Genomic DNA, 16,239 nt, shown 5'->3' with positions numbered 1-16,239 from the left:
ATCTTAATTGCCATGACAGCACACGAATCCAAAATCGTTGGTGAAGGTCTCACCTATGATGACGTCCTTTTAGTTCCCGCCTTTTCAGAAGTATTGCCTAGGGATGTAAATATTCAATCTAAATTTACCCGTAACATTTCGATCAATGTACCAATTGTCTCTGCGGCGATGGACACTGTGACCGAAAGTAGTATGGCTATTGCTATGGCACAAGAGGGAGGTATTGGCGTGCTTCATAAAAACATGACAATCGATGAGCAAGCGATTAAGGTTCGTAAAGTAAAGCGTGCCGAAAGTGGAATGATCATCGATCCTGTAACTTTACCGCTTAATGCGAAGGTGGTAGACGCTAAAAACAATATGCGAGAGCATAGTATCGGCGGAATTCCAATTGTAGATGACCAGAAAAAATTATTGGGTATCGTAACGAATAGAGATTTGCGTTTTGAAAAAAATGATCAACGACCTATTTCTGAGGTAATGACAAGCAATAACCTTGTGACCGTAGGAGAAGGAACTTCATTACAAGAGGCTGAGGTTATTTTACAAAAAAATAAGATAGAAAAACTACCTGTCGTTAATGATCAAAACACTTTAATTGGTCTTATCACCTTTAGAGATATAACAAAACTTACTTTGAAGCCTAGCGCAAATAAGGACTCCTTAGGGAGACTTCGGGTGGCGGCAGCTATTGGTGTAACAGGGGATGCAGTTGATAGGGCAGAAGCACTAGTCAATGCAGGAGTAGATGCTGTAGTAATTGATACAGCGCATGGACATACAAAAGGTGTGGTTAGTGTACTTAAAGAGATAAAACAAAAATTTCCTGAGCTTGATGTAATCGTAGGAAATATTGCTACGGCTGAGGCAGCAAAGTATTTGGTTGATGCGGGAGCCGATGCTGTAAAAGTAGGGATTGGGCCTGGTTCTATCTGTACCACACGTGTAGTTGCGGGAGTAGGATTCCCTCAATTCTCCGCAGTATTAGAAGTAGCAGCGGCAATCAAAGGATCAGGAGTTCCGGTTATTGCGGATGGAGGTATACGCTATACAGGTGATATTCCAAAAGCTATAGCAGCTGGTGCTGACTGTGTAATGTTAGGATCGCTATTGGCCGGCACAAAAGAATCCCCTGGAGAAACTATTATTTACGAAGGTAGAAAATATAAAACTTATCGCGGAATGGGTTCTGTAGAGGCTATGAAAAAAGGCTCAAAAGATCGTTATTTCCAAGATGTAGAGGACGACATTAAAAAACTGGTGCCAGAAGGTATTGTAGGTCGTGTTGCTTATAAAGGAGATTTATACGAAAGTATCCATCAATTTGTAGGGGGCTTACGTGCAGGAATGGGGTATTGTGGTGCTGCAGATGTTGCTACCTTAAAGGATACAGGAAGATTCGTGAAGATTACAGCTAGTGGAATTAATGAGAGTCATCCACATGATGTGACAATCACTAAAGAGTCGCCAAATTACAGTAGGTAAGCCGTAAGTATAACAGGATACTAAAAATGCATGATCGGTTCACCGATCATGCATTTTTTTATTTTGGAAAGAAGTAATGTAATTATTCTTCTGTTTTTATACCCAATTTTGTCATTACTGACTTGGTTAAATCAAATTTAGGATCAATGTAAGCAAGTCCGCTACTGGTGATGGTAAGTACTTGTGAATACCCTTCTGCCTTTGCGATATCTTCAAGTGTTTTACCTATTTTTTGATATAAGGGTTGTAGCAATTGATTCTGCTTAATCTGAAACAATTTAGAACCATTTTGACGAAACTTGGCTATATCATTCTCAAGGGTAATGATCTCTTCTTGTTTCGTTTTCTTCATTGGATCACTATAAGTTTCAGCTTGTGTTTTATAGGCTTCGATTTTTGCTTGATACTCGTCGACTTTTACTTTTAGATCCCCCTCTAGTTTTTTGTTATAAGCGTTTAAGTCTTCTTGAACCTTTGTAAGTTCAGGCATTTTGGATAAGATAAATTCACTGTCAATGGTTCCAACCTTACTTTGTGCGTTGATTTGAAAACCAGTTAAGAAGATCAAAACTAATAAAGCTATTTTTTTCATTATGGTATGTAAGTTAAAGTAATAAAGTGCAAATATAGAAGTACTTTGCTAAAGATTAGAGTTGTAACTCAATTATTCGCTATAAAGTTGACCACGATGTGGTTTCAGGGCATCTCGTACCTTTTTCATATCCTGATTATTTACCACCATAAAAGCGATGCTATGCATATCAGAGATATCAATTTGTCCGGTTAAAAAATAGGTGAGTTTCTCAATAGTAGCATATTCTTTCAAATGGATTTCATGATGTTTTGCTGTTAACTCAGCCGAAGGTCCTCTAAAATCCCAAATTAGTTTTATTTTCTTTTCCATTGCTATTTTTATACGAAAGAAGCAAAGTATTACAAATTATTGAAATATATAAACTGTTTTAAAATTATGTTGAAAATAGGGGTAAAGAGAATCGTTTAATAAGATCAAAAGAAAATGAGGTAGATACGATTCTATTGAAGGATTCGTTAGTAAGGTAGTTGTAGAATATGGTAATATTGTTATTTTTGTCCGATCCCCGGGAAATTTTCTGTGTATTATGAACAAAAACATCTTTTTTATACTACTGACAATGTTAGTTGTTACAGTGCTTTCGGGACAAGATCAGCGCACTGTTTTGCTTACTATTGATGATGAACCTGTGTTTGTTGACGAGTTCAAAAAAGTATATTTCAAAAACAAAGATGTGACCCTAACGTCAGATCCACTTGAATTTGATCAATATTTAGATTTATTTATACACTATAAGCTTAAAATTAAAGAAGCTAAGCGTTTAGGGCTGGATAAAAAAGAGTCGTATTTGACTGAATTATCGGGATATCAGAATCAGTTAAAATCGAACTATGTTAGCGACACCACCGTTTCTAAGACTTTGTTGCAGGAAGCTTATGATCGCTATAAGTATCGCGTACGTGCAAAACATATTATTCGCACGGTTGGTGACCACGCGCTGCCAAAAGATACATTACAAGCCTATCAAACTCTGGTAAAACTTAGAACTTCAATTTTAAATGGAGCGTCATTTGAGGACGTAGCTCTTAAAAACAGTCAGGACCCTTCAGTCAGGAGTAATAAAGGGGATTTAGGATGGTTTACAGTGTTTTCAATGGTGTATCCGTTTGAAACAGCGGCATATAAAACAGCTGTAGGACAACTCTCTATGCCTTTTCGCACACCATTCGGGTTTCATATTGTAATGCCCATTGCTAAAGAAAAAGTTGCTGGATATGTGACTATTGCTAGCTTACTTATTAGAGAGAATACGGATCGCACAGCGATACAGGCAAAAAGGCAGATTACCCTTCTTTATGATCAACTTCAACAAGGAGTCTCTTTTGAATCTCTTGTCGCGGCACATAGTGAGGATAAAGTGACAAAAAAAGTAAGTGGTAAGATGAAACCTTTTAAGAAAGGGGGAACTAATTCCGAAATATTAGAAAATACAGCCTTTGCACTTGATACTATAGGAGCTATATCAGAACCGTTCAAAACTAAAAAAGGCTGGCAAATTATAAAACTAATAGATAAACAGCCTTTAGAATCTTTTAAGGAGATTGAAGATAAATTAAGAGATCAAATTAGAAGAGACGATCGATCTAAAAGTATTACAGATTCTTTCAGTACAAAATTAATAGAAAAATACAACCTTTTCTTGAGTGAAGAGAGCAAGACATTTTTTAGAACACTTCTGTCAAATACTCCTGTATCAGAGTTAACGCTTAGTAAAGAAGATGAAAAAAAAGAGTTATTTTCTATAGGGGCAAAAAGTATTAGTTATTTAGATTTTTTAACTTTTATGAACACATCTCCTTCAAAGATGAAACGGGATACCACATCTATTGACAAACATCTTTTTACCTTTCAAAGTAAAATTGCAAGAGATTATTATTTAGAAAATTTAGAATCAGAAAACTCAGATTATGCGGATGTTTTAAACGAATATCGTAATGGACTTTTACTTTTTGATTTAATGGAATTAAATGTTTGGAATAGAGCACAAACTGATTCTCTTGGATTGAAAGCGTTTTATCTTCAAAATATTGATCAGTATGAACAGGAAAAACGTTATAAAATAATAAAAGCCTCTTCAGTAAATAAGAAGACTTTAGAAAAGGTTAAAGCTTTACTTCAAAAAGGAATATCTTTGGAACAAATTAAAAGTACAGTTAACACAGGCGATCTGGTACTGGTAATATTTGATGAAGTGATAGTACCGAACAGTGAATTGAATTTTAGAAAAGAGCAATCTTTAAAGGTTGGAGATCATATGCTACAAGACAATAAAGATTATTCAACGTTAATATGGATTGAAGAATTACTGCCGGCTGCAACTTTGGCCTTAGAAGAGCATAGAGGACTAGTGATAGGAGATTATCAAAATTTTATAGAGCAAATGTGGTTGCGAAGTCTCAAGGACAGGTATCAGATTTCAATTGATACTACTACAGTAAAGAATCTTAAAAAAGAACTGAAGAATTAATGCGTTATTTATATTTTATACCTGTACTGGTAGCTTTGATCTCATGTGAGAATTTTAAAAAGCAATTACGTCAGAACGCGGTTGCCAGAGTCAATGAGTCTTATTTATATGAAGAGGATGTTGCAAATTTGGTTCCTGTTGGAGCAAGCAAAGAGGATAGTATAAGCATCATCAATAACTTCATCAATCAATGGGCAAAAAAACAACTATTTATTGATCAGGCGAAACTCAATTTGACTGAAGAAGAGCAAGCTTCATTTGAAGAACTGATAGAAGATTATCGTAGCTCATTATACATTAACGCTTATAAAAATGCAGTGGTGAATGAAGCTATAGATCTTGAAATTTCAGATTTTGAAGTAAAAGAGTATTATACATCAAATATCGAGAATTTTAATCTCAATACTGACATAGTACAATTACGTTACTTACATTTACCATCGAACTATGATGAAATTGTTGCAACGCAGCGAAAAATTGAGCGTTATAATGATGAAGATAAGCAAGATCTTTTAGATAATAAAATGGAATATGTTACATATTCTTTCAATGACTCTGTTTGGGTAACAAAGGATAGAGTTTTGAATTTATTACCAATACTTAAAGAAAATAATAGGGAGAAGCTAATAAAAGATGGTAAATTTGTGCAGATTAGAGATTCTTCAGGAATTTATATGATTAAAATTTTAGAAGTTTTGGAAGCGGGTAAGCAAGCACCATTGGAATATATGGTTCCCACGATAAAACAGCTAATCTTAAACCGTCGAAAACTTAATTTGACAAAAAATTTAGAAAAGGATATTACTAAAGATGCGATTAAAGACAAACAATTTGAAATATATAATTAAAACAGCGCTTTGCGGTGCATTATGCACCATATTCAGCGGAATGACAATTACTGCACAAGAAATTATTGAGGATGAGGTAACGAATGAAGCTAAGCTTGATTCCTTAGCAGTAGTAGAAGCAACAGAGACCGATTCAATTAAGCCTTTTCAACGTGTTAAAATTGACGGAGTGGCAGCTGTAATTGGTCAACATGTTATTTTGGATAGTGATGTGAATATAGCCTATCAACAACTTATCAGTGAGGGTGTATCTGCAGCAAATGTAAGTCAATGTCAGTTGGCAGGAAGCCTTTTTGAAAGTAAATTATACGCACATCACGCGGTGCAGGATAGTATTTTGGCGCCAGAGGCTGAAGTAAACAGCATGGTAGATCAACAGTTAGATTATATGACTAGAGAATTAGGTTCTGTTGAAAAAGTGCTTAAATTTTACAAGAAAGATGATGTTGATGAGTTTAGAAAAGAGCTATTCGAAATCAACAGATCTAACAAACTGGCAGAAAAGATGCGAGCAAAAATTATTACGGATATCGATGTAACGCCAGAGGAGGTAAGAGAGTTTTTTGATGAGATCCCTGAAGATGAACGACCTTTGTTTGGAACAGAAGTTGAATTGGCTCAAATCATCATAGAACCTAAAGTTCCGGAAACGGAAGAACAAAAAGTTATTGATCGTCTTAATCAGTTTAGAGAAGATATCGTGGAGAATGGAAGTAGTTTTGCAACCAAAGCGGTATTGTATTCTCAAGATCCGGGTTCTAAGTCTACAGGAGGAAAATATACATTAAACCGTCAAACACCATTTGCCAAAGAGTTTAAGGATGTTGCCTTTAGTGCGCAAGAAGGAGAAGTTAGCGAACCTTTTAAAACAGATTTTGGCTGGCATTTATTAAAGGTAGATAAAATTAGAGGTGAAGAGATTGATGTTCGTCATATCTTATTAATTCCTGATGTGACAAGAGAAACGGTAGAGACAGCTAAAAAACTTGTGGACTCGATCCGTCAGGAGTTGGTGGCAGGAACCATAAAATTTAAAGATGCTGCCCGACAATTTAGCGATGAGAAAGAAACCCGTGAGGATGGAGGTCAGTTGATCAATCCAACGACAGGCGATACCCGTTTTGAATTAACTAAAGTAGATCCTATTTTATACGATCAGGTTTCAAAATTAAAGACTAACGAGATTTCGCTTGTAATACCAGATCAAGATCGTCAAGGAAGAAAAAAGTTTAAATTGATTACTGTTCTCAATCGATACGATGAACATATAGCAGACTACGCTAATGATTATCTTAAAATCCAAGAACTAGCCCTAAAGAAAAAGCAGATTGATGCGATTCGTGAGTGGCAGGATGAGAAAATCATGGACACGTACATCAAAGTAAATGGCGAATATAGAAATTGTGAGTATAGTGGTAATTGGTTAAAGAACGAATAATATATGTCAGATGTTGCTGCTGTAGAAAAACTGGTTGTAAAGCATAAAGCGCTTAAACAAGAAATAAGCAAAGTAATCATTGGTCAAGATGCAGTTATCGACCAGATATTGATTGCTGTCTTTTCAGGGGGGCATGCCTTACTGGTAGGAGTACCCGGTTTGGCAAAAACTTTAATGGTAAATACCATAGCCAAAGCGTTAGGATTGGATTTTAAAAGAATTCAATTTACTCCCGATTTGATGCCAAGTGATATCTTGGGGAGTGAAATTCTGGATGAAACCAGACATTTCAAGTTTCTTAAAGGTCCTATCTTTTCTAATATTATCCTTGCAGATGAGATAAACAGAACTCCACCTAAAACGCAGGCAGCACTCTTAGAAGCGATGCAAGAGCGTGCGGTTACTGTAGCAGGACATCACTATCAGCTATCTTTACCATACTTTGTGCTTGCAACCCAAAACCCTATAGAGCAAGAAGGAACATATCCTTTGCCAGAAGCTCAGCTGGATCGATTTATGTTTGCCATAGAACTGCAATATCCAAGTTTTGAAGAAGAAGTGGAAGTTGTAAAAAGTACTACGGGAACTACGAATAATCATATCAATGCTTTATTTACTGCCGAGGAGATTGTGGAGTTTCAGGAATTAGTGAGACGTATTCCGGTAGCAGATAATGTCGTAGAGTATGCGGTTCGGATTGTAGGCGCTTCACGTCCTAAAAGTGAATTAGCATCCGATTTGGTAAAGCAGTATATCGATTGGGGAGCCGGACCCAGAGCTTCACAAAACTTAATCTTAGCAGCAAAGGCCCATGCTGCTGTTCGAGGTAAATTTTCTCCTGATAACGAAGATGTTAAAGCAGTGGCTTTTGGAATATTGCGTCATCGTATGATTAAAAACTACAAAGCAGAGGCAGAAGGTGTATCTATTGAATCAATAATAAAAAGTCTTTTTTAGTATATTTCTCTTTATTAATAAACCTTTTCCATTTCAAACTGTCTAATTATTAAAATTTAAAACTTTAATGATATGAAGAAAGAAATGAAACAGTGGTTATTGATAGGTATACTAAGTATTTTTTCAATTGGAGGTGTTATGGCGCAACACGCCCAACATCGTGAGCAGCGCAACGAAAACAGGAAAGAATTTGTAGCCTCTCTTGATGAGAACCAGAAAGCAGCGTGGGAAGCATTGCGCGAGTCAAGACAGACACACAGATCAGCGCTAGAAAAAACTTTGAATGATGAACAACGAGCTATCTTAAAAGACGGTAGAGGTGTACGTAAACGTAAAAGAAAAGAATTAAAAAATCTTTACACCGAAGATCAAAAGGCCATGATAAAAACTCATAAAGAGCAACAGCGTCTAGAAAAAGAGGAGTTTGAAGAAACACTGAATGAACAGCAATTAGAGCTTTATGACAAGCTTCGTAGTAAGAATAGAAAGAAGAACAAGTCTTAAGTACTTAATTTTTGAGTTATAGAAAAAGGAGAAGTGTGATGCTTCTCCTTTTTTCAATTTTGACCGGTTTTAGGGTTTTTAACGATAACGTTTTCGTGAATAATTGATAAAATTGAATACTCAACTTTGACTTTTTTTGGTAATTTACCAGATTTTTTATTTCAATTTTGTGGATATGAGTAATTCATAAGCGATATTTTTTCAATTATGCAAAAAGAAAGGAATGTAGCTAATCATTTAATAAAATGCTTTAAAATTCGTATTTTCGCAAGACTTTTCAATACTAAAAATTGTAATATATGGCATTTGATATCGATATGATAAAAAAGGTGTATGACCAAGTGGCAGAGCGGGTGAATGGAGCTCGTGAGCTTACTGGTACACCCTTAACGTTAGCAGAGAAAATTTTATATTCTCATTTATGGGATGGTAATGCAACATCTGTATTTACCAGAGGTAAGGATTATGTAGACTTTGCTCCTGATCGTATTGCGTGTCAAGATGCTACAGCTCAAATGGCATTGCTTCAGTTTATGCAAGCAGGTAAAGATAAAGTTGCAGTACCTACAACAGTGCATTGTGATCACTTGATACAGGCTAAAGTTGGAGCAGAGAAAGATTTAAAATCTGCTATGAGTAGCAGTAGCGAGGTATTTGATTTCTTAGAATCGGTATCTAATAAATATGGTATAGGATTCTGGAAGCCTGGTGCAGGAATTATTCACCAAGTAGTTTTAGAAAATTATGCGTTTCCTGGAGGAATGATGATTGGTACAGATTCTCATACAGTTAATGCCGGAGGACTAGGAATGGTCGCTATCGGTGTTGGTGGTGCTGATGCAGTAGATGTAATGGCAGGAATGCCTTGGGAATTAAAATTTCCTAAACTTATTGGGGTTAAATTAACAGGTAAACTTAGCGGATGGACGGCGCCTAAGGACGTTATTTTAAAGGTAGCCGAAATCCTTACTGTAAAAGGAGGAACCGGTGCAATTGTAGAATATTTTGGTCCTGGAGCTACAGCAATGTCGTGTACAGGTAAAGGAACTATCTGTAACATGGGTGCAGAAATTGGAGCTACTACTTCTACATTTGGTTATGATGAATCTATGGAGCGTTATTTACGTGCAACAGACCGTGCTGACGTGGCTGACGCTGCTAATGCGGTAAAAGAACACCTTACGGGAGATGATGAAGTTTACGCCAATCCAGAGCAATATTTTGATCAGGTAATAGAAATCAATTTATCTGAATTAGGACCGTTGTTAAACGGGCCGTTTACTCCGGATTTATCAACGACTGTTGGGAGTGCAATGACCGAAAAAGCAAAAGCGAATGATTGGCCTTTAAAAGTTGAATGGGGCTTGATTGGTTCTTGTACTAATTCATCTTATGAGGATTTATCAAGAGCATCTTCGATTGCACAGCAAGCGATTGACAAAGGGTTGAAAATGAAATCTGAGCTGGGTATTAATCCGGGGTCAGAACAAGTGAGATATACAGCAGAAAGAGATGGTTTGCTTCAAATTTTTGAAAAATTAGATGCAAAAATCTTTACAAACGCGTGTGGTCCATGTATTGGTCAGTGGGCTAGATATAGTGACCCTAAAAATGCACCAAAAAACAGTATAGTCCATTCTTTTAATAGGAATTTTGCCAAGCGTGCAGATGGTAATCCTAATACACATGCCTTTGTTGCATCTCCAGAATTAACCGCTGCAATAGCAATTTCAGGACGTTTAGATTTTAATCCGTTGAAAGATGCGTTGATTAATGAAGATGGACAAGAGGTTATGTTTGATGAACCCACTGGATGGGAATTACCTCCAAAAGGTTTTGAAGTAGAAGATGCGGGATATTTGGCACCGTTGGCAGATGGTTCTGGAGTGGATATAAAAGTAGCTCCTGATTCTGAACGATTAGAGTTATTAACTCCTTTTGAGCCGTGGGATGGTAAAAATATAACAGGAGCCAAATTGCTTATCAAAGCTTTTGGAAAATGTACTACCGATCATATTTCTATGGCTGGTCCATGGTTGCGATACAGAGGTCACCTAGATAACATTTCTAACAACTGTCTTATTGGTGCAGTAAATGCTTATAATAAGAAGACAAACTTTGTTAAGAATCAATTAAACTCAGAATATGGAGGAGTACCGGATACGCAACGTGAGTACAAAGCTGCCGGAATACCTACAATTGTAGTTGGAGATCATAACTACGGTGAAGGTTCTTCTAGAGAACATGCTGCTATGGAACCTAGACATTTGGGTGTACGAGCAGTTATTGTGAAGTCATTTGCGCGTATTCATGAAACAAACTTGAAAAAACAAGGAATGCTGGGTCTTACCTTTGCTAATGAGGATGATTACGATTTAATACAGGAAGATGATACATTTAACTTCTTGGATCTGGATCAATTTGCTCCAGAAAAGCAGTTGACGTTAGAAATTGTTCATGCAGATGGTTCAAAACATGAAATAAAACTGAATCACACCTATAATGCTCCACAAATTGAGTGGTTCAAAGAAGGTTCGGCTTTAAACCTTATTAAGAAGCAGAATGCTTAATTAAGCTAGATTTGATAATATAAATGACGGGCTCCTCAAGATATTTCTTGGGGAGTTTTGTTTTTTATGAAATTTTGATATTTACATCAGATCAATGGGTGAGTACAGAAAAGAGTATTCATGAAATTATCATTTTTCAGAATTCAAAATCATTTGGTTCAATTTGTTGTTTAGCAAATTTTTGAAGTCATTCAGCTATGCATTTCTGTCACATGGCTAAATTATTTTTCATAAAAATTTGATTCTCATAAATTTATGAAATAACAATTCAATTTAACTATTAACCAAATACTTATAAAAACACAATTTATGAAACATCTTAAGGACAATATTGTCATACCTTTGACCATTCTCACTACTATTTTCTTCATGTCTTGCTCTAATGATGAACTTTCAGATCAGATAGAACCTAGTGCTGATTTGGATGATTATTATTTATTTCTTGTTAATTCAGGGTTTGAGAGGGATGAAATTAAGTTTGATGAAGCAAACGATATGTTCATTATTGATGAGGATCTTTTGATTTTTAGAAAAGAGGTAGCCAACTATATTAAGAGAGATGGTTTGGAAGCCAATAGTAATCAAAAACAACGTCGAGGGACTTATATTATAAGTGCAGATAATGCTCGTAACATTACTTATTTTGTAGAAGGAAATGTACCACAATCATGGAAAACGGCTATTAATGAAGCAGTTGCTCAATATAATGCAATCAACGATTCTCAATTACGTATTTCTCTTACAAACGATAGAAATACTGCGGATGCTCGTATTTTTATAGGTTTTTCAAATGAAAATTGGGTAGCCAGAGCATTATTGCCAAGTTCTTCCAGAAGAGTTGGTAGCTGGATCGAAATCAATACTAGGTTTAACAATATGGAATCAGGAAGAAAACTATTTACTATGGTGCATGAAATGGGTCATAATTTTGGTTTACTTCATACCAACCAAACTAGTGGTTCACTAATTCAGGGCACACCACTTTCAGATCCTAACTCAGTAATGAATTCTTCTGTACTACCTTGGCAAGGATTTACTAATTTTGATCTTGTCGCTATTCGTACGCTTTATCCTGGAAGTGGTGGAGGTGGCAGCAACAACATAGTAACTGTTTATAGAGATTGTCCTTACGGAGGTAGTGCGCAAACCTATGGATTAGGTAATTATAATATTAATGATCTGTTAGCCAGAGGAACACGTAATGATGATATTTCGAGCTTCAAAGTAGCGCAAGGATATAAAATAATCATTTATTCAGATAAGGATTTTAGTGGTCGTGCAGCGAGTGCTACTTTTGATGTAGAATGTCTTCAACAATATGGGTGGAATGATATTATTTCTTCTTTCCGTGTAGTTCAAAATTAATAAGTACATTACTTTCAATGACAAAAGCTCCTGTTGTCAGGAGCTTTTTGTTATTTATCTTAAGTGTTCAGTCTCTAAAACACTACTATTTCAATTTTTTGAAAATGGAAAGTAAATGCTCATAGAAAGATTCCCGGTTTTTAAGATCGTTTAGTTAACTATCAAAGTTAATCTTTAGCTATTCATTTGATTGACTTCAATATAGGCTCCTAACTTATTTTCTTTTTTATAGGTTATCTGATTGCTTTTGTATTTCATAAAATTGTGAAATATAGTAAGAATTCACCCAGTTTTCTATTATTTGAAAGTAAGGTTTGTAGACCTCTTTCGACCGATTTATTTACAAAGGTCTAAACGTAATCATTATGGGTGCTATCTGGTTTTTTGAGAATACTAATTTATTCAATCTTCTATGCCCTCATCAATTCAAAAAACATAAAGAGAACCACAGCTTTCTAACGTTTCGCAAGTATGATTATATTTATTTTGAGTCTGACGCAGCCACCAAAATTTATTTGATAGCACATGGAAAGGTTAAAATAGGAGCCTACACCCAAGACGGTAGTGAGATTATCAGTGCAATTCTTTCAAAAGGAGAAATTTTTGGTGAAAAAGCAATTTTAGGAGAAGTGCAGAGGACAGACTTCGCACAGGCAATGGATAACACTACCTCAGTTTGTCCTATTGGAGTAGATACAATGCATGAGATGATGAGGGCAAACAAATCTTTCAGTCTCAAAATTTATAAATTTATTGGATTGCGTTTTCAACGCATGGAGCGCAGGCTACAACTTTTACTTTTTAAAGATACCAAAACGAGATTACTAGAGTTTTTAAATGACCTCAGAGAGGATTATGGATATTATTGCCCTAAAACGGGTGATATGGTCATCTCGCATCCTTACACACAAAAGGATATAGCAAATCTTATAGGAACTTCAAGACCCACCTTGAACATACTTTTAAATGAACTAAAAAAATCTAAATATATAGATTTTTACAGATCAAAAATCAGGATAAAAATTACTAATAGTGTTAGCTAGCTAACATTCTAAGATCATCGTTGTTCTTAACTTTATAACATACACTTATAAAACACACAGACATGATGAAAAAATTAATTTTTTGGGCTTTAGTAATCGGTTTTTTTGCAGTTTCCTGTAGTAATGACGATGACAATACAGTAACTGTAAACGCAGGTACCATCGCAGGAGGACCTTTTGAATTTGATATTGACGGGGAAGCGGATTTTGTAACAGGAATTACGCTAGATGACACGAACGCCTCAGGGGCCAATAGTTCGTGGGTAATTACTGATGAATCCGGTAAAATTTTGGGGTTGCCGCCCACGTTAGAAGCGGTAGAAAATGTTGACTTTGATGGAGCAGGACCGGGGACATGTTTGATTTGGTATTTAAGATTCGAGGATGGTTTGCAAGGTGCTGAGGTTGGCTTAAATGCAAATGACCTTATTGGTAATTTTGATTTGTCAAATTCTATTAGTGTGCTACGCAATCAAGTTACCAATGCAGGTACTATCTCAGGAGGACCTTTTGAATTTGATATTGATGGGGAAGCAGATTTTGTCACAGGTATTACCTTAGATGACAGTAATGCTTTCGGCAAGAACAGTAGCTGGGTAGTTACCGACGACCAGGGGAAGATCCTAGGATTGCCACCTACGTTAGAGGCATTAGAAGCTGTAAATTTTGATGGAGCAGGTCCGGGGACATGTTTGATATGGTATCTTAGATTTGAAGATGGTTTACTAGGAGCCGAAGTGGGTATGAATGCAAATGATCTCGAGGGAGATTTTGATTTATCAAATTCGTTAACCGTTCTTCGTAATCAAGTTACAAATGCCGGAATAATTTCCGGAGGTCCTTTTAACTTCACTATTGACGGACAAGCAGACTATGCTTTAGGGATCGTCTTGGATGATACAAATGTATTTGGAACCAATAGTTCATGGGTAATTACCGATGATCAAGGAAATATTCTTGGATTACCGCCCACACTTAGCGATGTCGAAGGAGTGAATTTTGATGAGGCCGGAGCTGGTGTTTGCTTGATTTGGTATATAAGATTTGAGGATGATTTACAGGGCGCAGAAATAGGATTGAATGCCAACGATCTGGTAGGAACATATGACTTATCCAATGCTTTAGAAGTTGTTAGAACTTGCGGAGCAAGTGCCGGCACAATTTCAGGCGGGCCTTTTAATTTTGTAGTGGATGGAAATGCTGATTTTGTGAGCAATATAGTTTTGGATACTTCTTCTGCATCAGGAACTAATAGTACATGGGTAATTACGGATACTTCTGGTACAATCTTAGGAGTACCTCCTACTTTGGCAGATGTAAAAATGATCAATTTTGATGATGCGGGTCCTGGAACCTGCCTTATTTGGTACCTTAGATTTGAAAATGGTTTGGAAGGATGTTTAGTTGGAAGCAATGCAAATGATTTGGAAGGTTGCTATGCACTTTCAAATGCGATTGAAGTGATAAGGAACTGATCGTTAAATAGTATATAATCTAGTTCATTTTCTTTGGTTGAAAAATTCTGTTTCAAGGAAATAACTGGATTGATAATTGTAATCATTAATTTTAAAGCGCGATCTTTGATTGCGCTTTTTTACGTTCTATCAAATATGGTCATATTCATGCAATCTTGATGTTTTCAGAATATTGCGATTGATTAGGTATATTGCTCGTAGTTGTTTTTTTCAGATCAAATTTATATGAAATTTAATAAAAAAAATATATCCAATTTAGTATTTGTTTTCATTCTTGTCTTATTTTTGATTCCTTATACCCGTGGTGTCATACAAGTGTATATAACACGATTTTTTGCTTTTAGTCCTTCTGTGATCGAGCAGCAGGATCGGCAATACGTTGCTTCTTATGATTGGAAACTAGAAGGTATCAATACTAGTGGAGTAGATCTCAAGAAACTCAAAGGAGAGGTGATCCTCATCAATTTCTGGGCTACGTGGTGCCCGCCTTGTATCGCAGAGATGCCATCTTTACAGGAATTACATACAGATTATAAGGATACAGTAGCTTTCCTCTTTGTGTCGAATGAAGAGAATGTAGTTTTAAATAAATTCATGAAATCTAAGGGTTATAATTTTCCAATATATAGAAGCCGTTCAGAGTTTCCTGAGCCGTTAGATGGATCCTCGTTGCCTACCACTTACGTGATCGATAAAGGAGGTGCTATTATTATGCAAAAGGTCGGAGCTGCAGATTGGAATAGTAAGAGTGTAAGACGTTTACTTGATTCATTAATAGTGAAATAAATGGAAAATCAGATTACAACACTCACATTTTTCAAGTACAAAGGGGTTTACAGTAAGGTATGGGCGTTTTGTATGATGTTGTATATGCATCTTCCTTTACGAAAGACCTCCGGTCAGTCTTTCTATAAACTTTTAGGTACGGGAAAAGAAAACTTCAATCCTATGCCTGATTGGAGTGAATATGCGGTGCTACAAGTGTGGGACAACGAGCATTATGCAGAAGCGTATTTTCAACAATCTAAAAGTTTCAAGGCGTATAAGCGACATACTATATATCAATACACTATTTTTTTAAAAAATGTTAAATCTAAGGGATTGTGGTCAGGAAAATCTCCATTTGTTCCTGCATTAAATATTGATCCAACTATCGATGAATTAGCGGTAATAACGAGAGCAACTATAAAATTAAGTAAGCTATTTGTATTTTGGAAATTTGTACCCAAATCTCAAAAGGGAATACAGAACAATAAGTCGCTTTTATTTACTCGAGGTATAGGAGAAGTACCTGCTTTACAAATGTCAACTTTTAGTATTTGGAAAAGCGAAGAGGCTTTACATGAATTTGCGTATAAAAGCAGGGGGCATGTAAAAGCTATACAGAAGACCAAAGCCATCGATTGGTATAAAGAAGAGTTATTTGCTAGATTTCAACCCTATAAAACGATTGGAGACTGGCAAGACAAGCCACTTTAATTAAAGGTATAGT

The 16,239-nt window shown here is 36.0% G+C and carries 14 protein-coding genes; 12 read left to right on the top strand and 2 right to left on the bottom strand.

All coding sequences use genetic code 11. From position 1 onward, the window contains the following. Positions 1-12 precede the first annotated feature (12 nt). Positions 13-1,485, top strand: coding sequence for an IMP dehydrogenase (gene guaB / locus ACJRPK_RS14600; RefSeq protein ID WP_407141037.1), 1,473 nt, complete (start codon positions 13-15; stop codon positions 1,483-1,485). An 82-nt stretch (positions 1,486-1,567) separates the two neighbouring features. On the opposite strand, the gene ACJRPK_RS14595 is transcribed toward guaB, so the two are convergent. Beyond that, the gene (locus tag ACJRPK_RS14595) at positions 1,568-2,077 is read right to left on the bottom strand and encodes an OmpH family outer membrane protein (RefSeq protein ID WP_407141035.1); all 510 of its coding nucleotides are present in this window, start codon (positions 2,075-2,077) and stop codon (positions 1,568-1,570) included. A gap of 72 nt (positions 2,078-2,149) precedes the next feature. After that, on the bottom strand, positions 2,150-2,389 hold the full coding sequence (locus ACJRPK_RS14590; protein ID WP_148782932.1) for a hypothetical protein: 240 nt from the start codon (positions 2,387-2,389) through the stop codon (positions 2,150-2,152). Positions 2,390-2,606: 217 nt separating this feature from the next. On the opposite strand from ACJRPK_RS14590, the gene ACJRPK_RS14585 reads away from it, so the two are divergent. The 11 genes from ACJRPK_RS14585 to ACJRPK_RS14535 all read left to right on the top strand — a co-directional run bounded on the left by ACJRPK_RS14585 (position 2,607) and on the right by ACJRPK_RS14535 (position 16,226). Beyond that, the gene (locus ACJRPK_RS14585; protein WP_407141033.1) at positions 2,607-4,547 is read left to right on the top strand and encodes a peptidylprolyl isomerase; all 1,941 of its coding nucleotides are present in this window, start codon (positions 2,607-2,609) and stop codon (positions 4,545-4,547) included. After that, on the top strand, positions 4,547-5,395 hold the full coding sequence (locus ACJRPK_RS14580) for a peptidyl-prolyl cis-trans isomerase (RefSeq protein ID WP_407141031.1): 849 nt from the start codon (positions 4,547-4,549) through the stop codon (positions 5,393-5,395). The genes ACJRPK_RS14585 and ACJRPK_RS14580 overlap by 1 nt, the downstream gene beginning before the upstream one ends. Then, positions 5,358-6,833, top strand: a complete 1,476-nt coding sequence (locus ACJRPK_RS14575) for a peptidylprolyl isomerase (protein ID WP_407141029.1) — start codon at positions 5,358-5,360, stop codon at positions 6,831-6,833. Before ACJRPK_RS14580 ends, ACJRPK_RS14575 begins: the two co-directional genes overlap by 38 nt. A 3-nt stretch (positions 6,834-6,836) precedes the next feature. Continuing rightward, a complete protein-coding gene (locus ACJRPK_RS14570; protein WP_407141027.1) occupies positions 6,837-7,790 on the top strand; it encodes an AAA family ATPase in 954 nt (317 codons plus the stop codon). A 72-nt stretch (positions 7,791-7,862) separates the two neighbouring features. Next, positions 7,863-8,294 carry a hypothetical protein gene (locus ACJRPK_RS14565; RefSeq protein ID WP_407141026.1) on the top strand — a complete coding sequence of 144 codons (432 nt, stop codon included), beginning with the start codon at positions 7,863-7,865 and terminating at the stop codon, positions 8,292-8,294. 299 nt (positions 8,295-8,593) lie between these two features. Continuing rightward, positions 8,594-10,864, top strand: coding sequence for an aconitate hydratase (locus ACJRPK_RS14560; RefSeq protein ID WP_407141024.1), 2,271 nt, complete (start codon positions 8,594-8,596; stop codon positions 10,862-10,864). 309 nt (positions 10,865-11,173) lie between these two features. Further along, entirely contained in the window at positions 11,174-12,229 is a 1,056-nt protein-coding gene (locus tag ACJRPK_RS14555) for a M12 family metallo-peptidase (protein ID WP_407141023.1), read from the top strand. A gap of 365 nt (positions 12,230-12,594) precedes the next feature. Further along, a complete protein-coding gene (locus ACJRPK_RS14550; protein ID WP_407141022.1) occupies positions 12,595-13,272 on the top strand; it encodes a Crp/Fnr family transcriptional regulator in 678 nt (225 codons plus the stop codon). 62 nt (positions 13,273-13,334) lie between these two features. Beyond that, on the top strand, positions 13,335-14,747 hold the full coding sequence (locus ACJRPK_RS14545) for a hypothetical protein (RefSeq protein ID WP_407141020.1): 1,413 nt from the start codon (positions 13,335-13,337) through the stop codon (positions 14,745-14,747). Between the two features lie 225 nt (positions 14,748-14,972). Then, positions 14,973-15,533, top strand: a complete 561-nt coding sequence (locus ACJRPK_RS14540; protein ID WP_407141018.1) for a TlpA family protein disulfide reductase — start codon at positions 14,973-14,975, stop codon at positions 15,531-15,533. Further along, on the top strand, positions 15,534-16,226 hold the full coding sequence (locus ACJRPK_RS14535) for a DUF3291 domain-containing protein (RefSeq protein ID WP_407141016.1): 693 nt from the start codon (positions 15,534-15,536) through the stop codon (positions 16,224-16,226). Positions 16,227-16,239 lie beyond the last annotated feature (13 nt).

Origin of the sequence: Aquimarina sp. 2-A2, from assembly GCF_045505135.1 — a bacterium.
Classification (GTDB): domain Bacteria; phylum Bacteroidota; class Bacteroidia; order Flavobacteriales; family Flavobacteriaceae; genus Aquimarina; species Aquimarina intermedia.
Note: the sequence above shows the minus strand (reverse complement) of the source record. Positions and strands in the feature narration are given on the sequence as shown.